Raw genomic sequence first — 21,900 nt, forward strand, 5'->3', positions numbered from 1 at the left:
TGGCAGGCTGTTCCTCTACAGCTAGCTGGTGATCTCTATCAGATAATCAAATAAATTAGTATCCGAAGAAACGTTTAGTTTTTTGCGCAAGCGGTAACGGCTTACTTCCACGGCTTTATTGCTAACGCTCATCAGTTGGGCAATTTCCTTGGAGCTCAGGTTCATTTTTAGGTAAGCGCAAAGTTTTAAATCGTTGCCACTTAAGGCGGGGACGCGTTCCTTTAGCTTAGTTAGAAAATTAGAATGCACATGGTCAAAATGGATAGCAAAGCTGTCCCAGTCGGCATCTGCGCGCTCCGAATCATTAATCAGGCTTAAAATCTTTTTAAACTCTTCGGGGCTTTCATCCAAATTTTCGGTTTTTACTATGGGCACCAGCTCTTCCTTAATGCGCGATATCAGTTTGCCACGCTGCATTAAATGCATGGTTGCCGTGGCCAGCTCCTTATTCTTAAAGTTTACTTCATTCTCCAGCTTTTCGTTTTGCAGCTTCACAATCTCTTTCTCATTGTGCTCAATCTCTAGCTGATAGGTTTTTTTGAGGTAGTCTTGCTGTTTTAGATGTTTGCGTTTTTGGCGTTGGATTAAAAGATAGATTAATACCAGAAAAAGGATAAAACATGCCGAGTAAAACCACCAGGTTTGGTACCAAGGCGGTAAAATGGTAAACGCGTACACTACCGGAGCCGACTCGTTACCTAAATTGTTGCGGGCTTTTACTTTAAAGGTATAGTTGCCGGCAGGAAGATTAGTGTAGTCTTTCTCGCTTTTGCTGCCCCAGTCGGACCAAGTTTCATCAAATCCTGTTAGTTGATAGCTAAATTCGATGTTGTTCAGTTGCTCGTACAGAGTGGAGGAAAACTCGAAATGCAATGAGTTAAAAGCGTAGGCCAGTTTAGGTTTTTGGTTTTTATGTTGCTGATCCGCAATCCTGTTTTCTTTAAGAAAATAACCACCGAAAATAGTGCTGTCTTTTAGTCCAATGGTTTTTATTTGGGTGAGGATGACGTTTAGCGGTTTAATATTTTTTAGGTAACGCTGGTAGTTAATGTGGATGAGTCCGTTGGTAGAGCCAATAAAGATATTTTGTTGGTTTAAAGGGTAAATGTTTTCGAAGCCCGGCACCACTTTTCCGTTCAGCTCTGGAAAATAAACCAGGGTGTAATTTTTGCCGGCAGTTTTGCGGGTAAAATCAACCACACCCACTTTTTTGTTGGTTACAAACCAGATGTTGCCTTTAGGATCTTCGTTTAGATATTGGTAAACTTCCTCTCCTAAAATGGCTATCAGCTCTTTTGACGGCGAAAAGCGCTGATTTTTTTCATCAAACTCAAATATCCCTTTTTCGGTAGCTACTACTACACGGTTTTTTATGCGCGTAACATAATTGTAAAGCAGAGAAGGCAAGCCGTCCTTATTGGTGAACAAACGGCTTTCTTTGATTTCTTTTTTATCCGCCGTAAGCGTAAAACGATAAATGCCGCGGTAAGGGTGAGAGGCCCAAATGGTGTTGCTAGTGGTATCGTACACTAAAAAGCGCATAGATTCATCAAAGCCTTTTATGCTGCCCGCATCTATAAAACTGTGTTGGTTAAACACAATCCGGCGCAAGCCGTTATAAGTGCCGGCAATAATTTCTGTTGCGGGTTGTTTGCGTGTTAAGGGTTCAAAAACCCAGGTGCCGGGGTAGTGGAAAAGCTGTTGGACGGCGTTGTTGTTTAAAACGTAAGCGCCTTCCTCGTGACCTATTAATAGCTTGTTGTTAATAACGTTTAAGTTCCAAACCTGCCCTTGAGTATTGTTAATTTCAGAAAACGTTTGATGGCTATAGCTTAAATCTGCGTAACCGCTTTCGAGTTTTGACTGGTACAGGCCATTAGATGTACCAACGTAAAGTGTTCCGTTTAACACGCGCGTGGCGTAACTGCTGGTTTGCTTTGCCGCATCCGGATAAATGTATTTGATGGCGTTATTGAAAGCGATAAAGCCAATGCCGTCATCAAAGCCTAGCCATAAATTTTGGTTTCTGTCAGAGAAGATGCTGCGGACGTTGTTTTTTTGCAAGCCTTCTTTATCTGCAAAGCTTTGGATGGTTTTGCCTGATGCATCAACTATATAACAACCTGCGGCATTGCTGGCAAATGCGAATAAACTGCTGCCTATTTTTTTAGCGTCAGAAATTCTGTTTTTAACAAACAAGTCAGCGTCTGCGGTTTTCCAAGGTGTGATTTCGTTATTGTGCAATAAAAAGAGTCCATTTTTTTGCGTAGTTAACAGTATGGTGTTTTGATTGTAAGATAGTGCGGCGGTAATAAAGATGTTCTTGAAATCCAACTGGTTGTTTAGTGGAATCCATTCGCCTTGTTTAAAAAGCATTAAGCCTCTTTCGGTATCTTGTGCAATTAAGTGCTGGTTTGCCAAGCCCAAAAATTCCCAAGCACTTTTAGGTTTAAACACTTTAAAAATGTTGTTTTTAAGCCATAAAATTTTTGAGGTAGTGCGGAAAAAAATTTGTTCTCCATCAATCACAATGTCCCAAACATCTGCTAAAGATTGCTCATTTGCAGGTAATAAGGCTTTTAAAGAATGGTAACGTAACACTCCTTGCGCATCCGGAAAAAAGTAACCCAGTTCATCTTGTCCGCCAACGTATATTTTCCCGTCGGTATCTATAGCTAAAGATCGCAATACCGTTTTATGCGGCAGGGGCGCAATTTTCCAAAACTTACCGTTGTAAGAAAGCAAGCCCTCATTATTGGCAAAGTACATAATGCCGTTTTTGTCTTGCGCAATTTCCCAGTTCTGGGTGCCCCCTTTATACAGGTTGCTGCTGTAATTGTTAATTTGTGGGATACCAATTTGAGCCTTTACAATGGTTATTGCTAGGATCAAAATTAAAGTTAAGGCCCACTTTTTATCTGAGCGACGGTTAAACATATAAAGCTAAGGCAGGTTTGCTTGGTTTTAATTATAAATTTAAGGTACATAATAATTTAAAATACTTCCTAAATTTTTGCGTGGCTATTTTTTTAAAACAATGGCGGTGCTTATTTAAACAAATAATTTTCGCTTTGTAGTAGTGTTGTTGTAGGGTTAAAAAAATGCGCTAAAACTTCATAAAAGCAGATATGTATGGTTTATGTAGGGGCAAAATTTTCTTTGTAAGTTTAATTTCCGTTTATGTTTGTGTTGATGCTTGTTGCTAAATCCGAATAAACAGCAAGCTTTTAAACCAATTAAAAAAAACCAATTTTATGAACAGAAGAATTACTTTCTTTTTTCTGGTTTTTTACTTTTTGTGCAGCCAGTTTTTGCTTGCACAAGATTTAAAAGTTACTGGAAAAGTTTTAGACGAACAGGGAAGTCCGCTTCCCGGTGTTAGTGTTACCCTTAAAGGCAGTAATACCGGCACACAAACCAATGCTGGCGGAGACTTCATTTTAAATGTGCCCTCTAACAAAGCCGTTTTAGTATTTTCTTTTATCGGCTTTGCACAGCAAGAAGTGCCGGTTAACGGAAAAAAACACTTAGACGTTACGCTACAGCCCGATTCAAAAGCTTTAAGCGAAGTGGTGGTGCTGGGTTACGGCACGCAAAAAATTACTAAAGTTTCCGGAGCCATCTCAACGGTAAAAGCCGCGGACATTGCAAAGCTTAATCCCGTTAGGGCCGAGGACGCTATCCAAGGTCGGGCTTCCGGTGTTACGGTAATATCGCCGGGCTCGCCGGGTGCTAAACCAACGGTGTTGATACGCGGTATCCCTTCTTATACCGGTACCGACCCGATTGTAGTGGTGGATGGCGCCATCCAAACTTTAGACGATTTAAACTCCATCAATCCAATGGATATTGAATCGGTAAACATTTTGAAAGATGCCGCTACCACAGCCATTTATGGTGTTAAAGGCGGTAACGGTGTTATCGTGATTACCACAAAATCTGGCAAAGCCAACCAAAAAACCGAATATGCTTACAGCGGTAATTACGGCGTGCAACAAGTAGCCAATACCATTGGCGTATTAAACGCTAGCGAGTACGCAGCGATAATTAATGAAGGAAGCGTTGCATCGGGCGGGCCTATCATTTTTCCAAATCTTTCTACCTTGGGCGTAGGAACTAACTGGCAAGATCAGATTTTCAACAATGCCAACATCCAATCGCACAATATATCTGCGCGTGGCGGTTCAGATAAAGTAGGATATTTTGTTTCTGGCGGATATCTAGGGCAGGAAGGGATTGTTGCCGGAGGAAAGAAATCATTTTTTGACCGCACTAACGGAACAGTAAATCTTGATTTTCACTTTACGCCAAAGTTAAGGTTTACCGCCAACACCAGCTTTGTTAACATTAAAGGCAGCGGTGTAAAAGAAAATGCCATTAACGGCGTAATTTCCAATGCCCTAAATTTCGACCCTACCGTGCCTGTTTACAACAATATCCCAAATACCTACGGGAGGTTTTCGGTAAGTCCCAATATTTTATCGGAGATTTTTAATCCGCTTACGCAGATTGAAGACACTTACAACAAATCAAACACCAATAAATTGTACGGGAAGCTAGAGCTGAGCTACAATATTTTGGATAACTTAAGCTTAACCGCGCGTTACGGCTATACTAATGTTGATATTACCGGCAAAGGTTTTACACCACTGTCTTACTATGGTGCAGGCCACATCAACTCTACCTTAAATGCAGATGGAACGGCTAAGGCAGGTTCGCACAACAGCGTAGAAGAAAATAAAACCACCTATTACAATTTCACGTTTGAGCAGTTTGGAAACTACAATTTCAAGATTCAAGAAGACCATAGTTTTGATGTGGTATTAGGTTTTTCTTTGGCCAAAGTTACCGGCAACGGCGTTAATGGGTCGCGCCAAGATGTTCCTTTCAACTCTTGGGATTTTGCAGATATTTCTTCCGCTACCGGAACCGCTCCTTTGTCTGGTATCAGCTTAGGCTCGTTCCAATACGAAAGAAGAAACCTGTCTTACTTCAGTCGTATCAATTACGATTACAAATCCAGATATTTAGCCTCTTTCTCTGCCCGCAGAGACGGTTCTTACGCTTTTGGAGCTAATAACAAGTTCGCTAATTTTTATGCAGGATCTTTGGGTTGGGTGGTATCTAGCGAAAGCTTTTTCAACTCAGATTTTTTCAATTTCTTAAAAATAAGAGGAAGCTACGGCATCACCGGAAACGAAAACGTATCGCCGCAGTTCCAAAAAATATCCACGGATATATACGTTTATAATCTAGGCCAAAACGCAGGTTATTCTTTTGGCGATGATCCAACATCTATTGGCGCAACCATCGCTTCTTTCAGAAACGATGCGCTGGCTTGGGAGAAACAAAAGCAATGGAACGCGGGTTTTGATTTGGAGTTTTACAAGAGCAAGTTCTCTTTATCGGCAGATTATTTCCAGAAAAACATTAGCGGGTTATTGTTTACGCCATCCCTATCTCTTTACCTAGGAACAGCGGCAGCACCAACTTCTAACATCGGTACAACCGAAACCAAAGGGGTAGATTTAAGCTTTGGCTTTAACGATAACATCACCAAAGATTTGCGTTTGGGCACAAGCTTAACCTTTACTACGGCCAAAAACTTGGTAACCGAAACCAACAATGGTTTAATTACCGGCGGTAATTATGGTATCCCCAACCAAACTGTAACCCGGTTCGAGAAAGGTTTTACCCCCGGCTACTTCTACGGTTTTAAAACGGATGGGCTGTTCCAAAATGTGGCAGAAATTGCGGCCAGCCCTACGCAAGCTAACGCGCAACCGGGCGATATCAAATTTGTGGATGTAAGTGGCGACGGGAAAATAAATGACGAAGACAAAACCAAAATAGGCGACCCTTTCCCAGATTTTACTATGGGTTATAACCTCAATTTAAGCTATAAAGGTTTTGATTTTAACACATTCCTTTACGCTTCTGTTGGTAACGATATTTACCGCGCCTACGAGCGTAACCTGGCCATGACCAATAAGTTTAGAGGTGTACTGGCACGTTGGACCGGCGAAGGCAGCACAAACGATGCACGCAATCCGAGATATTCTTTTGTGGATGCCAATACCAACACCCGCGCATCTGACCGCTATGTGGAAGATGGAACTTTTGTGAAAATAAAAGATTTGCAATTGGGTTATACTTTGCCAAAATCTTTAATCAACAGCAAAACCATTAACCGCATTAGGATTTACGCACAGGTGAAAAACTTGTACACCTTTACCAAATACTCGGGCTACGATCCAGAGATCGCTGGTGGCATTTTTGAGTCGGGGATTGACCGTGGCGCGTACCCACAAGCCAGAACTTACTCAGTTGGTCTAGATATCAAACTTTAATTAAACAGCAATGAAAACTAAACATATACTTGCAATTGGGTTGGTTTCTATATTGGCCAGCGCTTGCGAAAAATTTGTGGATTACAGTCCCAAAGAGGATTACCAGATAACGGCAGATGACTACTTAAAGACGCCCGAAGATTACCAAAAAATGGTGGTTGGTTGCTATACGCCGCTGCAATGGTTGTGGGCCAGTCCGGTAATTGGCGATATCGCATCAGACAACTCTGTTACCGGTGGCGAAAATGCTACGGACCAACTTGCTTTACAGGATATTGACGATTACACTACAAAACCCAACAATTCTAATTTATTAGAAACTTGGAAAGCCTGTTATGAGGGCATTAACCGCGTAAACTATCTGGAAGAAAATAAAAATAAGCTGGAGTTTACGGGTAAAGACGCGCTATATGGCGAAATCTATTTTTTAAGAGCTTACTATTATTTTGAGCTGGTGAAGTTCTTTGGCGATGTGCCCTTGTTTACAGAAAAACGTTTGGGCGTTACCGATTCAAAAACCCAAAAACGTGCGCCAAAAGCGGAGGTGTACAAACAAATTGAGCTCGATTTGAATAACGCCATAGCCGTTTTACCGCCAAGCAACTCGCAAAAAGGCCGTATTACCAAATATGCTGCTTATGCTTTGTTGGGCAAAGCGCAGCTGTACCAAAACAAATTTGACGAAGCTGCAAAAAGTTTAGAGAACGTAATTGCAGGCCCGTTTGATTTGGTGCAAGATTTCGGAAGCATCTTTTTACATTCCGGCGAAAACGGGATAGAATCAGTTTTTGAAATACAGTACTCTAACGTTAGTCCGTATTATGATTGGAGCAACCCCGGACGCGGACAAGGAAATTTAGCTGTGCAGATAGCCGGCATCCGCAACCTAACCGGCAGCAGCCCTTACGCACAAGGTTGGAGCACCAATTTGCCAACAGCAAATTTAGCCAACGCTTACAGTGCGGGAGATAAACGCAAAGATGTTACCGTTTTAGATATCGAGGCTTATAAAGCGGCCAATCCGCAGTTTAACATTACTTATTTGGTGGCGCCTTATAAAAACACGGGTTTATACAATCAAAAATACCTGCCTAGGGTAGGCGAAACATCTGGCCAGGTAGAGCTTAACTACCTCAACAACTTTAGAGCAATTAGGTTTGCCGATGTATTGTTAATGGCCGCAGAAGCCAACAATCGGGCTACTACACCAAATGACACCAAAGCCCAAACCTACCTTAACCGCGTTAGGGAAAGAGCCTTTGGCGACCAAGCGCATAACATTAGCGCTACCGGCACCGCATTAAAAGAGGCCATTTGGAAAGAGCGTCGTTTAGAGCTGGCTATGGAAGGCGATCGTTTCTTCGACTTGGTGCGCACCGGACAGGCCGCAAGCAAAATTACAGGCTTCGAAACCGGAAAAAACGAAGTATTTCCCATCCCGGCAGAGGAAGTGGAGATTTCAAAGTTAGATCAAAATCCAAATTATTAAACCTAACAGCATGAAAGCAATAAAATATTTGTACGGAGCGGCCTGCGTGGCCATCCTTTTATCAAGCTGTAGTAAAGACAGTTTTGATGATATATCTTTTGTAAACACAGCCCAAGCGCCCGATAAAATATCGGCCATGTTTGATATTACCCAAGACAATACGGGCTTGGTTACCATCATTCCCAATGGCGAGGGCGTAGTAGCTTATGATGTTTATTTTGGCGATACCAATACGGCGCCTGCAAGAGTTGCAGCCGGCGCAAGCATCCAGCATACTTATGCAGAGGGGCTTTATGATGTAAAGTTGGTAGGTTATAATGCTACCGGCAAAACTACCGAAGCCACACAAAAGCTAACGGTATCTTTTAAGGCGCCAGAAGATGTAGAAGTAACGGCTGCGATAGATGCCGGTAACAATTTTAAAGTCAACGTATCGGCGAAAGCCAATTATGAAACTTTGTTTAAAGTTTATTTTGGCGATGTTGCTGACGAAGTGCCACAGTCTTTTTTAGAGGGTGAAACCGTTAGCCATGTTTATGCCTCGGTAGGTACTTATACGGTTAAGGTAGTGGCTTTAAGCGGCGGAGTGGCAACTACGGAAAGCACCACCACGGTAACAATAGTTGACCCGGTATTGTTGCCCTTGACTTTTGAATCCACCACGTTGGTTTACAATATTTCCAATTTTGACGGTGGCGCAACCACTATTGTTGCCAATCCAAAATCGGGAGGCATAAATACCAGCACCAAAGTAGGCAAAATGGTAAAAGGTGCTGGCCAACCTTGGGGAGGCAGTGTGCTTAAGCTTTCAGAAAACATCGATTTTTCGGTGAATAAAATTTTTAGGATGAAAGTTTACTCGCCGCGCGTAGGAGCTAAAGTGTTGCTAAAGGTAGAAAATGCGGCGGACGGTAGCATTAGTCACGAAAAAGAGGTGGCAACCACTAAAGCAAACGAATGGGAAGATTTAGCGTTTGATTATAGTGGGGTTGCTACAGATAAGGTTTACAACAATGTGGTACTCATTTTTGACAATGGCACCATGGGCGATGGTTCTGCTAACTTCACTTGGTTATTTGATGATATCCGATTAACCAACAATTTGCCGTCCACCGCTTTAACTTTGCCTGTAACGTTTGACGACCCTGCGTTTAGCTACCAAACCATAGATTTTGGCAACAACGCTACGGAAGATGCTGACGACCCAACAAATGCAGGCAATAAAGTTAAAAAAACAACTAAAGCTAACGGGGCAGAAACCTGGGCAGGCACAACAATAGGCACCGCGAACGGCTTTGCCAGTGCCATTCCGTTTACGGCATCGGCCACCAAAATGTCGATACGTGTGTATTCGCCGGCGGCAGGTATTCCCATCCGTCTTAAAGTGGAAAGCCATAGCGATGGTACCAAATCGGTAGAAACTGAAACTAATACTACCCTTGCAAACGCGTGGGAAACCTTAGTGTTTGATTTTAGCAATAACGTTAGTGGAACGCCCGCTTTAAACTTATCCACCGCTTACGATAAGGCATCCATTTTCTTTGATTTTGGCCAAAGTGGCAACGGTAAAGTTTTTTATTGGGACGATGTGAAATTTGTGAGCGGCGCTGCTAGCAGTGTTAACCCGCCTTTAGATTTTGAAAGCGGAACCTTAAACTATGCCTTTACAGATTTTGACGGAGGCGCGGTAAGTATTATCGCCAATCCGCAAGCTAACGGTATAAATACCAGCGGTAAGGTTGGCAAAATGGTGAAAGGTACTGGCCAGCCTTGGGGCGGCAGCTACCTTACTTTAGATAATGTGTTGGATTTTAGCACCAAGAAAACGTTTAAGATGAAAGTTTTTTCGCCACGCGTTGGCGCTAAGGTTTTGTTGAAGGTAGAGAATAAAACAGATGGCAGCATCAGTTTTGAGAAAGAGGTAAGCACCACCAAAGCCAATGAGTGGGAAATCCTGACTTTTGACTACAGCGCTATCGACGCCTCTAAATCTTACCAAAAAATCATCTTAATTTTTGATTTGGGTACTGTTGGCGATGGTTCCGCCAACTATACCTGGTTGTTTGATGATATCACCCCTAACTAAACATAATCATGAAAAATCATTTTAAAATATGGAGTGTAGCAGTAGCGCTAATAGCGATGCTGGCCAGCTCGTGCCAAAAAACAGAATACAGTTTTGGCGAATTAAAAACCCCCTCGGATTTTACCTTAACAACGGCCGTTACGGGCGCAAGCACGGCATTGCCAGATGGTAACGGAAGCGGCGAAGTGGAGATTAACCTGTCTTCGGCAAACGCCATCACCTATAAAGTAGATTTTGGAGATGGCAATACGCAGCTAGTCCCATCCGGCAATATTAAATATAAATACAGCTCTCCGGGCACCTTTGAGTACACAATTACCGCAAGCGCGGTGGGCACGGGCGGTATAACCTCTGTATTAAGCAAAAAAATAAAGGTATTTGTAGCCTTTGAAATCCCCGATTTTATTGTGGATGCATTAACAGGCGGCACCAGCAAAATTTGGGTAACCGATAAAGAAAGCGGAGGTCACGTGGGCGTAGGCCCGGCGGATGGCTTCACAGATTCTTATTACTCTGCGCCGCCAAATGTGCGTGATGCCTGTTTGTACGATGATGAAGTCACTTTTTCTAAAGAAGGTAATGATATTTTTATCAGCGTAGATAACAAAGGCGAGTCTTCTTTAATAGCGGCGGCCACGGCATTTTACGGCTTCAGTGGTCCAGATGGGTGCTACCCGGTAACAACCGCTAAGCAAAAGCTGTCTTTTATGGACGCGAATACGGGTTCTAGCGCATCTAACTCTACGCAAATCCAGTTTAAAGTGCCGGGCAACGGTATCGTTAACTTTGGTACCGGCGGCAGCACTTATGAAATTTTAAAAATCACAGAAAATACCATCCACTTACGTAATATAGGTGCAGACGGCTTGGCCTGGTATCAAAAACTAAAAGTTAAATAATTATGATGCTTTATCTAAAAAATTCACTCCTTATTTTTTTGCTGATCCTGAATACCAGTTGCAAAAAATCTGACAGTGGCGAACAAAATAATGTAGCGCCCAGCAATTTGGTAATTGCCGCCAATGTAAGCGATGACGGTAGCGGAAAAGTTGTTTTTAATGCATCGGCAGAAAATGCCGTGACATACGATTTTGAGTTTGGCGACGGCAATGTTAAAAGTAACACCAACGGTGTGCTCAGCCATCAATACAGCCAAAACGGTACGATGACCTACACCGTAAAAGTTACCGCCAAAAACGCAAAAGGCCTAGCTACAAATAAATCCGTAAATATTGTAGTGTATGTAAAGGGCAGTAATAATGGTTTAGTATGGAGTGATGAGTTTGATAAAGACGGTGCGCCCGACCCTAAAAAGTGGGGCTACAATATCGGTACAGGCGATAATGGCTGGGGTAATCAAGAGCTGGAATATTATACAGACCGGCCAGAGAACGTAGTTATAGAGAATGGTATTTTAAAAATAAAAGCCATCAAAGAAAACTACAAAGGCAGCGCTTACACATCGGCCAGATTGCTTACTAAGGGCAAGTTTGATTTTACCTACGGCACAGTAGAAGTGCGTGCTAAAGTACCTACTGGCGTTGGCACATGGCCGGCAATTTGGATGTTAGGCAGTAATATCGACAGCACTCCGTGGCCGGCTTGTGGCGAAATAGATATTATGGAGCATTTGGGTCGCGATTTGAACAATATTTACGGCACATTCCATTATCCTGGCCATTTTGGCGGCTCGGCAAACGGGGCAACCAAAAAAATTGCCGATGCAACCACAGCTTTCCATGTGTATAAGTTGGTTTGGTCCGCTACATCTCTACAGGTTTTTGTGGACGATCAGCTGGTGCATAGTATGGCAAACTCCAGCTCGGTGCCTTTTAACCATAACTTTTTCATTATACTAAATTTGGCAATGGGCGGTAATTTTGCCGGTCCGGTGGACCCTGCAGTTACCGGCGCCACTTTAGAAGTGGACTATGTGAGGGTTTATAAATAATTGCGCATTGTAATTTTAAATAACAGAAGAGGGCAAAGCAGCCCCTGTTGTAAGCCCTCTTCATTTCTAAATTTCTAATTATGACTTACTTCGCTAAACAAAAACTTAGCGCTATTGCCCTAGGTTTTGTTTTTTTCCTTTCGGGAGATGTAGCTTTTGCTCAGCAAAACAAAAATAAAATTGACCAAAACGTCCAATCTCTACTCTCCAAAATGACCCTCGAAGAAAAAGTGGGTCAAATGGCGCAGGTAACTTTAGATGTGATTACCAAAGGCAAGGACCGCTTTAGCAGTTATGAGCCCGTGGTTTTGGACGATAAAATGATGGCGGATGTTTTTGGCAAATATAAAGTGGGCTCCATTTTAAATACAGCCAATAACCGCGCCCGCACACCACAAGAGTGGTACGGCATTATTTCGGGCATCCAAAAGGTGGGTAAAGGGCGTTTAAAAATCCCGGTTATTTATGGCGTAGATGCCATTCACGGTGTTACTTACACCGCAGGAGCCACATTTTTCCCACAACAGATTGGTCAGGCGGCCACACGCAACTTAGAGCTGTTAAAAAAAGGCGCTCAAATTACCGCTTATGAAACGCGCGCCAGCAGCATCCCTTGGAACTTTTCGCCGGTGTTGGACTTAGGGCCCGACCCTCGCTTTCCGCGTATTTGGGAAACTTATGGCGAAGACCCGTTTTTAACGGCGGAGATTGGCAAAGTAGTGGTAAAAGGCTACGAGGGCGATGATAATAACGTTTCATCGCCTTTTCATGTGGCATCCTGCTTAAAGCACTTTTTGGGATATCAGGTTTCGGTATCCGGCAAAGACCGTACGCCGGTTTACCTATCAGAGCAAGCTTTACGCGAGTACCATCTACCAGCCTTTAAAGCGGCTATAGATGCCGGTGCACACAGCATCATGATCAATTCGGGTTTAATTAACGGAGTGCCCGTGCATGCGGATTATTCCATTTTGACCAAGCTTTTGCGTGACGAGCTGGGCTTTAAAGGTGTGGTGGTAACAGATTGGGGCGATATTGAAAATTTGTACCAGCGCGACCGTGTGGCTAAAGACAATAAAGAAGCGGTGATGATGGCAATTAATGCCGGTATTGATATGTCGATGATTGCTTACAAATACGAACCTTTTTGCGATGACTTGGTAGCGCTAGTAAAAGAAGGTAAAGTAAAAATGAGCCGCATTGACGAAGCGGTAAGCCGCATATTAACTTTAAAATACCAATTGGGTTTGTTTGATAAGCCGCTTACCAATTATAAAGATTATCCGAAATTTGGCAGCAAAGAGTTTGAACAGGCGGCTTATCAAACTGCGGCAGAATCTATCACGCTGTTAAAAAATCACAACAGCGTTTTACCTTTGAGCAAAGGTGCGAAAGTGTTAGTAACAGGGCCAAACGCAAACTCTATGCGTACGCTAAACGGTGGCTGGTCTTACTCTTGGCAAGGCGAAAAAGTGGAGGATTTTGCTGCTAAATACAACACCATTTTAGAGGCGGTACAAAACAAAATTGGTAAAATGCAGGTAAACTTTGTGCCGGGTGTAAGCTATAAAATGGACGGCAAATATTTTGAAGAATATGCCGACCGTATGGAAGAGGCTTTGCAGGCCGCCAAAAATGCCGACGCCGTTATTTTATGTCTAGGCGAAAACACCTATACCGAAACCCCGGGTAATTTAAGTGATTTATACTTGTCTGAATTGCAGACCAGCTACGCGCAGCAACTGGCTCAAACTGGTAAGCCTATAATTTTGGTTTTAAATGAAGGCCGGCCACGGGTGATAAGTAAGTTTGAGCCTGCCATGCAAGGGATTTTGATGGCTTACCTACCCGGCAATTTTGGTGGCGATGCTTTGGCAGATGTTATCTTTGGCGATGTAAATCCATCCGGGAAATTGCCTTTTAACTACCCAAAATTTCCAAACTCGTTGGCCAATTATTACCACAAGCCATCCGAAAGCAGAAGCGTGGTAGAAGGTGTTTACAATTACGATGCAGATTATAACCCACAATGGGAATTTGGCTTCGGTTTAAGCTACACCACTTTCGCTTACAGCAATTTGAAATTAAGCAGCAACAGCCTTTCGGCGGATGATGAACTAAGTGTAAGCGTAGAAATAAAAAATGCCGGTAACCGCACAGGCAAAGAAGCGGTAGAGCTTTATGTTTCCGATTTGTATGCCAGCATCACACCTGATGTAAAAAGACTGCGGGCTTTTGAAAAAATAGAATTAAAGCCGGGCGAAAGCCGAACGCTCACCTTCAAACTGGATAAAAGTGCTTTTGCATTTGTAAACCGCGAAAACCAAACCGTGGTAGAACCGGGCGAGTTTGAAGTAAGTATTGGAGGCTTAAAAGAAAAGTTTAATATAAAGTAGTGTTTAGGTTGGGTTAACGGGGAGCTTCTTTTTTGGGGCTTCCCGTTTTTTTTGTTTAACCCATATTCTTAATATCCCTCCAGATTTATTGCCCTTTCTGTTAAAACGCAGGATAAGCTGTTTTCCAATACTTAAAGTGCTTATTGTGGGATTTCTCCCCGCAACTCGTTTGAGTGTTCCTTTTAAAGGATCACTTAAATGCCTTTAAAAAACCGAGGACTTCCGTCCGGCGCTAGCACTCGCCCGGTCGTTAAGTTAAGAAAATACCGCGTCACGTTGAGGAACGAAACGTCTCTCAACTAGGAACCGACCCAAAGCGTGTTTTGCTTATTTGTGTGATTTTTCACTACGTTCAAAATGACGCCCGTTTAACTTCTAAACTCAATAGATTGAAACATTGAGCCTGTTCTGAGTTAGAAACTCTTCTCCATTCTTAGACACTAAGTGAACTTTCGAAAACTTTAAGACAAGCAGCTTTAAATGACCCCTTATACTCCAAAAGTTCCAACCTCTCACTATTCCGCCCTTCCTCAATCTCCAGCACTCCAACCTTCCTCCATTCCATTATTCCACCTTCTTTCTCTACTACTGAATCGTAAACCTTAAGTTGATACCAAAATTGGTAAAAGCGGTGGTAAACGATTGCGAGGTGTAAGGTTTAGTCACGTTCGAGTCGTAAAACAACCTTAAATTGAAGCGCTGGTTTAGCACATAATCTATACTTGGCCTAAAGGTGATGTTTTTTGCACCTCCGGATATTTCTGGCTCGTCAACATCAGCGCGGTAAATAACGGTCTTGTTATCGCGCAAAGCGATATCCAATTTAAAATTCAAATCGTTTTTAAGGTTTACGCTTTTAAACAAACCAAACGGGAACCTAAAATCAGAAGTGCGATAACCAAAGCCAATGACAAAAGCCTGATCTTTTTGCGAGGCTAGCTGACTGTTGGCCAAACTTAAACTCATAGAGCGCGATTTGCGGTATTCTACATTCGCCGTCATGTTGTTTTTCATGCGCATATCTATACCTAACAAAGGCACAAACTGCTCAAAAAGCGTCACTTGCGAGAATTGGTAAAACGGCAAAAAGTTGCCTTGCGCATCGCGCACGCTTACTGCGCCATTGGTTTCGCCGTACCTGATTAAAGAGGTAAAACCGTTAACGTTATAGGTTGAGCTGTAGCCGTGCGATAAATCAAATGCCGAAAAAAGATTGTTAATCGCTTCTATTTTTACCAAGCCGTTGTAGGTTAATCGCCAGTTTGGTAAAGGGATTTTTGGCGTTTTGCTCAGGCTTACTCCCGAGGCATCTTTACCGCGATAGGCGGCCAAAAATGCTGGGATTACTACATCTTCCGATGCGCGTCCGTAACCATCGGCAAAACCGTCAGCACCAGTTCCGCTGCTGTTAGGGTTTCCGGCACCCAAGCGTTGCGAGATAACACCGCGATTGGCCATAAATTGCTGGAATACCACAGAAGCTTTGTCCGAATTTTTGTCTTTAAAAGCACTTCCCAAAGCAATCATAGTAATGCTGTAATCGCCGGTGGTGATAGGATTTAAGCTTTCGAAACTCTGCGTGTCGTTATTGTACCTAAAGTTAGTGGTAAAGTTTTTACTGCTGTTTTTAAACGCGGTAAGCTCTAACCTAAAATCTCTGAAAGGCTCAATAGTGCCCCGCAAATTCAGTTTTTCGTTTAAGCTGTTTACGTACAACTGGTTTTGTAAGGTGTCCCGAGTAAGCCAACCGTTAGCCAGTGCGCGGTACCTGATGTCTTCTTGCGAGCCCAAGATAAAACCTAAGCCTGGCGCGTTTGCGTCAAAATCGTATCCAAAGGCATCTGTTTTCGGTAAATAGCCCGGTAAAAAAGTACCATCATTACGGATGTAAGAACCGCTTAAATTTTTGATGCTGGTTAGTGCGTTCAGCAATATTTTGCCCACCCCGCCGGTACTATCTGCGGCGTTGTTTAGCCTGCGGAACACGCCAAATTTATTGTACAGCAAATTCATATTTAGCGTTGGGTTTACCTGTATGGTGCGCGAGTTTTGGATGTTGTTTCCAAAGTCGATGCTCGGGTCGTTTAGCGTAAGCAAAGGCTCGGTAATCCAGTTAAACTGCGTTTGGTAGCGGGTTACTAGATTCACAAAATCCAATCCCGGGATTTTTTGCAAAGGTACCGTGTAAGATAGGCTGATGGTGTGGTTATAATTGGTGGTACGGCCCAATTTCTTCAGGTTGTTCCACAGCGTATCGCGTTTTAAACCTGTAATACGACCCTCGGGCTCGTCTACCACAGAAAGGTTGGTGGCGTTAAAATCCAGTTTCAACGATTTTGTTAAATCCCAACTTACACCATACAACCGGTTAATTTGGAAGTTTTTGTTAAAGGTTGTCCTTATCGGGATAAAGTTGTTCGGGTCGTTATCGCGCAAAGTGTTCTCAGAATATAGGCGGTTTAGCTCTATCCTAAAGTTTAACACCGATGGCAACAGGCTAAAATTAAAGTCCTTAATTAAGTTAAGATATTTTGATTTGATGGCTTTGTTAAACGGACTGATAAATTTAGCCGGGTTGTTAAAGTCATAAGCCAAAGCACCGCGGTAAGTGCGTTGTTGGGTGTTTTTGTTGATGAAATCTCGATGGCCATACTCGGTGTAGGCGTAGGTTAAACTCCAATTTTCTACATCCCACAAATGGTTTTTAGCGTTGGGGTCGGTTTTAATTTTACGCACATTGGTAAAGTTGATGCTGCGGCGTTGCGTAAAATCTTGCGCGTAATTTAAAATAGAATCTTTGGTAGCGCCAGAAACTCTGTCTAACACATTTTTAAGCTCAATATCCGGATTACGCGGATCGTACTGTGGCGTGCTTAACTGGCTAGAGTAGTTGATGAACATCGGAATTTTAAGCCCGAATTTATCGGGAAAAAATTTGCCCAGCTCCAAGCTTGATGAAACATCAAAAAATTGGTCGTCGGAACGGTTAATTTCGCTAATTCTTTGCTCTAAAGAACCAAAACCGATGGTGCTTTTATTGGCTGCCAAAGTAACGTCGCCAAAATCTGCCAGCTTCGCGTTTACGCGCGCTGTGGCTGCCCAACCGCCACGCTCGTCAAAATCTGTTAAGCGCAACTCATTAAACCACACTTCGGCGCTTTTGTCTAAACCGTCGTCATTAACAGAGGCATTGGTTTTCAAGGGATTCCTTACGCCAAGCATCATTACGCGCAGCTTGCTCAAATCGGGCTGACCTTTTACCGTAATGGTGTTAACCCCGTCTGTATAAGTGTAAGGTACGTTGATTGGCCAAGGCTGGCCGGTGCTCATATCGTTATTACGCGCAGTTTTTGCCAGTTGAAACAAACGGAACTCCACATTAATACGGTTTTCTTGTGGCCAAATCAGCTCCGGATCTTTTGAACCCGGATTGGTCACTTTCGTTGGGATTTCGTATTCGTAATAATTGTCCTGATAATCGGTTCCAATCCTAATAATAGCATTTACATCCCCGTCTTTCAGTTGGTCGCCCTCGGTGTGGATATACATTTGTAAACGCTTGTACGAGCGCACATCGTTCAACGTGGTTTTATAAGCGGCGCGTGCGTAGCCGTCTCTCAGGTTTTTTACCACCACAGACAAAGATTGCTCATTTTGGCGGGTATCTCCGCGGAAGTTAGAAATGTCTTTTTCTGTAGGGATGCCCGGCGGAATTACGTATGGAATTGGTGTGCGTGTTCCGTTCTCGTCCAAATTTACGGTGGTAACATCTAAGGTAGAATTGTCTAAACCCGGGTTGTTCAATGAAGGGTCTGCCAATACTTTTGCAGGCGTATTTTCGGCGTTAAACCTTCTCCACTCGCCACGTACCAGTTGCAAACGCGCAAAACGTAGCACGGTGGTATCGGCAAAATCGGTCATAAACATGCGCATAAAGCGGATAGATTTAAAATCTTGGATATTGCCCACCTTGCTTTGGTACTGAGCAATAGGGATTTTAATCTGATACCAGTTTACGGTCTGTTTTTCGCCGTTGGCCAAAGTAACGTTGGCACTTACTTTATCGGTTACAAAGCCTTTGCCCACCACCAAATCTTGCGGGCGCATGCTAATTTTATATTGGAAATACTCATCCGCTTTTGACGAATTATTATCACGGTTAATGTCTTCACCGTCAGGGTATGATGTTGCTGCAGAGTTTTCTATCCCGGTAGCATCTAAAGATTGTTGCGATGTTTTGGAGTTGCCCTCGCTACCGTTGTAATTCTCGTAACGCTTTAAAATTCCGGCATTTAGCTGGTCCAGCTCGTTGCCACGGTAATAAACATAATCATCCGAAGAAGGGTCGTTACGGAAACGGTTTGCCGCCTGTGGATCCAACATTGACGTAACTTGGTTTACAATAGCTTGGTATTTCACCTGCTCGGCCTCGCTGTTTAAACCATCCAAACCCACATCTTGCATTTTACGCGCCGCCGGGTCGTTATCAAAAGCCTGAATTACGGGTTGCAATTTTGGTACACGCCCCCAAACGGTCTCATCGGTTTTGTCTGGGTCGCCATCTGCCGGTAAGCCGTTCTCTAAACTTTTTCGTCCGTCTTTTAAAATATCTTCGGATATGTTGCCAATGTTGAAATATAAATCGCCACCGGCAGAATTTGGTTTATAAATGTAAGGGTCTAGCACCCAAAACTCGATAAACTCGATGTTGAGGGCTTCAAAATCATTGGTTTCTATTTTACGGAATATCCCGCCCCAGCGGCTTCGCGGGTTGCCTAGCGTACCATTCGTATTTAAGCCCGTAGTAGTGAAGTTATAAGGGCCGCGCAACATAGGGTAATAGGCCAAGTTGAGCGTGGAGAGGCTCAGTAACGTTCCGGTTGCCACCTGTTTGTAAGGGAAAACCTCGGTTTCTAACACCTCGCGCACGTAATGGTTGGATAGCTCTGTTTTGTTATTGCGGATATTTGAAGGCGTAAACTGGCTGCTTCGGCTGTAAAAAATAGGGTCGATATTGTAAAAAGCCAGCTTAGCGCGATTAAAGCCGTAAGCCAAATCGTTGCTTAGCGCCGATTCTGGAAAAAGCTGCGGCGTGCCCGAGATTTGCCAAACCTGAGAACTCTTTAAATCGATAACAGAACGGCTGCCTTCAAAATCGTCTAAATAACTGGTTCCGCCACTGTTGCCGGCAAAGTCCAAAGCTTTAGGGTGGCCCGGATTAAATTTGGCAAACTCGCCGTTGAAGGTGATGGAAGAGGTCTCTTTGGTGGATAGGAAAGGCAACTTATCTACCATGCGCGTTAAAAAGCGCGAGTTGGTGCTGTAATTTAAATCGAAGCCGTAAATGCTGTTAGAGATAGACTCTTCGCCGAAATTGATTTTTTGCGTTAACGGTGTTTCTTTCAAATTCATGAAAGTAGCGCCTACGTTGAAGTTATCATTTACGCGGTAATCCAAGCGGGTACCAAATAACGATTTCTGTTGGATGCCGAATAGCTCGTTACTTTCTAACTTGATTTTTATGGGCTGGCCCGAGTTTAAAAGCGCGTCGTTCAAAATTTTAACCCGGCCAATGTTGTAATCAACGGTATAATCTGCGCCTTCGGTAAGTTTTAGGGTTCCGGCGGTTACCACCACAGAGCCCTCGGGCACGTTAATGGCGTTAAGCTGAAATTCTGAACTTACTTGCGATTGGTAAGTTCCTTTGATCACGTAGCGGTTTAAGCCCGGATAAAGCTGTTGCGCAATGGTTTTGGTAGAATCGTAAAGCGGTTGGTAAACGTATTTATCTACTAAAGCCTGTTCTGTTGTAGCATTAAACTGCGACGCTAAATCTTTACCAAATGGCTCAATAGTGGGGAAAATAATACGGCCGTTTTGCGAATCAATGGTTAAACCTTCTAAAAAATCGAAGTAACCGTCGGGTTCTTTAGCGCCCTGTTGGTTCAAGCGGTCCAGGTTGGTTACCTGCAACCATAATTTACCGTTTAGGTTTTCGCCTTCGGTAATCAGCGGTTTTTCTATCCCCGCTTTATCATCCAACCTAAAAATATTCAGCTTAAAATCTGTCGGGCTAATTTGGTAAGCGCCTAAAGAATAGATGTTTTTCATCATCAAATCCCAAATAGGCAGGTTGGTTTTGGTGGTTTCGTTTTTTAGCAATTTGGTGTACAGCACCTGCGGGTTTTCTGGCTGTACCTGCACATCGGTAGAAAACTCGCCTACTTGGTACTCCACACCGTTTACGCTATAGCGATAGGCCACAGCCAAAATTTCATCGGCGTTAAGCGCATTGTTTAAAGATATGTAACCCAGTTGCGGGTTTAAGGCGTACTCGCGGTCGGTAAGTTTGCGCGCATAAGTGAGTTTGTTGTAATTGTCTAAAGCGCCGTTTCCTTGAAAATAATTGTCTATATCATTTGCGTTGGTTTGCCTTGCCGTTGCCGGAATTTGTTGTAATAAATTGTTGGATTGTTGCGTAAAACCGGGCCCGCTAAAGCCTGCCGGCAAAGCAGAAAAACCCGCGCCACCTTGGAAAAGCGTAGTGTTGTAGGGCTGGTTTTCGCCCAAATCCATAAAAGCCAAAACATCGCGCGAGTCTGTAGTGCTGTTGCTTTTGTTGGTTACCCAAACCTCAATTTTGGTGATGTTGATGTTAGAGGAGATGATGGGCAAATTGGCCAGCGCACGGTTGTAATTATTGCGGAAGTACTGCGCCAAAAAGTAATGTTTGTTAGCCTCGTAATTGTCTGTGCTTAGCCTAAATTCGTTTTGTTGCGCCCCGTTGGTGATGTTGATTTCTTTTGATTGCGATTTTTGTTGCGAGAACATGGTGGTAACCCCTAAGCGGCCAAACTGCAACTGCGTTTTTACCCCAAACAAGGCTTGGCTCCCGCTAATTAAAGTGGTATTAAGCGGAAAGTTTACAATACCGGCCTCAATTTTTTGGATAATTTCATCTTTATCTCCGGTGTATTCCAACTTAATCTGGTTTTCAAAATCAAACTGGGCTTCTGTATTGTAATTGGTGTTAATTTTTAGCTTTTCGCCGATGTTGCCCACCAAGTTCATTTGTATCCGCTGGTCAAAATCAAAGTTGCCTTGGCGACGTTGGCGCTCGTTAAAAAGTGGGTTTTCGTTGCGGTTTAATCGCCCGCTAAAAGTTAAATCTGCCGATCCGCGCGGCTGGATGTTGATGGTGTTGCCTCCAAAAATCCGTTCAAAAGCTTTGCTTTGCACCTTAACTTCGGGTATAAAACCTTCTTTTTCTGGCGCTTTGCTGGTACTTACCAAAGTTTTCCAGTAAGCATTAATGATGTTTTGTTCTTCTAAAGCTTGGTATTCTTTAAAAGTGAGGTATTGTGGCGCTTTAATGAGCTTACCGCCTAAAGTTTCTTTTACAATATACTTTTGTGTTTTTGGGTCATACTCTACCGTTTTTTTGACGGCTTGCGGATGTTGTAAAAACAGGCCGCTTTTGCCAGAGAAAGGTGTAACGTAATCATCTTTAACCGGGTAGCGCAACCTTAAAGAGTCGGCAGGCAGGTTTTGAGCCTGCGCAACAACACCTGTGGTTAAGCACAACCCAGCTATAATAAATAGCTTAGTAAAATTAATTTTCAAGCTGG

The 21,900-nt window shown here is 43.2% G+C and carries 8 protein-coding genes; 6 read left to right on the forward strand and 2 right to left on the reverse strand.

Annotated elements, in window-relative coordinates; translation table 11 throughout:
* Positions 1 to 21: 21 nt before the first annotated feature.
* Complete coding sequence (locus BCY91_RS01800) at positions 22 to 2,892, reverse strand: triple tyrosine motif-containing protein (protein ID WP_245988974.1); 2,871 nt, start codon at positions 2,890 to 2,892, stop codon at positions 22 to 24.
* A 362-nt stretch (positions 2,893 to 3,254) separates the two neighbouring features.
* On the opposite strand from BCY91_RS01800, the gene BCY91_RS01805 reads away from it, so the two are divergent.
* From BCY91_RS01805 to BCY91_RS01830, 6 genes are all read left to right on the forward strand, one after another.
* Positions 3,255 to 6,350, forward strand: coding sequence for a SusC/RagA family TonB-linked outer membrane protein (locus BCY91_RS01805; protein ID WP_120180292.1), 3,096 nt, complete (start codon positions 3,255 to 3,257; stop codon positions 6,348 to 6,350).
* Positions 6,351 to 6,360: 10 nt separating this feature from the next.
* Complete coding sequence (locus BCY91_RS01810) at positions 6,361 to 7,839, forward strand: RagB/SusD family nutrient uptake outer membrane protein (RefSeq protein ID WP_120180293.1); 1,479 nt, start codon at positions 6,361 to 6,363, stop codon at positions 7,837 to 7,839.
* A gap of 10 nt (positions 7,840 to 7,849) precedes the next feature.
* The gene (locus BCY91_RS01815; protein WP_147387886.1) at positions 7,850 to 9,925 is read left to right on the forward strand and encodes a hypothetical protein; all 2,076 of its coding nucleotides are present in this window, start codon (positions 7,850 to 7,852) and stop codon (positions 9,923 to 9,925) included.
* 8 nt (positions 9,926 to 9,933) lie between these two features.
* Entirely contained in the window at positions 9,934 to 10,824 is an 891-nt protein-coding gene (locus BCY91_RS01820) for a PKD domain-containing protein (protein WP_120180295.1), read from the forward strand.
* A gap of 2 nt (positions 10,825 to 10,826) precedes the next feature.
* Positions 10,827 to 11,876 carry a family 16 glycosylhydrolase gene (locus BCY91_RS01825; protein WP_245988975.1) on the forward strand — a complete coding sequence of 350 codons (1,050 nt, stop codon included), beginning with the start codon at positions 10,827 to 10,829 and terminating at the stop codon, positions 11,874 to 11,876.
* Between the two features lie 80 nt (positions 11,877 to 11,956).
* Positions 11,957 to 14,272 (forward strand): glycoside hydrolase family 3 N-terminal domain-containing protein, encoded by a 2,316-nt coding sequence (locus tag BCY91_RS01830; protein WP_120180296.1) that lies wholly within the window; start codon positions 11,957 to 11,959, stop codon positions 14,270 to 14,272.
* A gap of 585 nt (positions 14,273 to 14,857) precedes the next feature.
* On the opposite strand, the gene sov is transcribed toward BCY91_RS01830, so the two are convergent.
* Positions 14,858 to 21,895: a T9SS outer membrane translocon Sov/SprA gene (sov, locus tag BCY91_RS01835; protein ID WP_245988976.1), complete on the reverse strand. Its 7,038-nt coding sequence runs from the start codon at positions 21,893 to 21,895 to the stop codon at positions 14,858 to 14,860.
* Positions 21,896 to 21,900 lie beyond the last annotated feature (5 nt).

The sequence above is a fragment of the Pelobium manganitolerans genome, from assembly GCF_003609575.1.
GTDB classification, from domain to species: Bacteria; Bacteroidota; Bacteroidia; order Sphingobacteriales; family Sphingobacteriaceae; genus Pseudopedobacter; species Pseudopedobacter manganitolerans.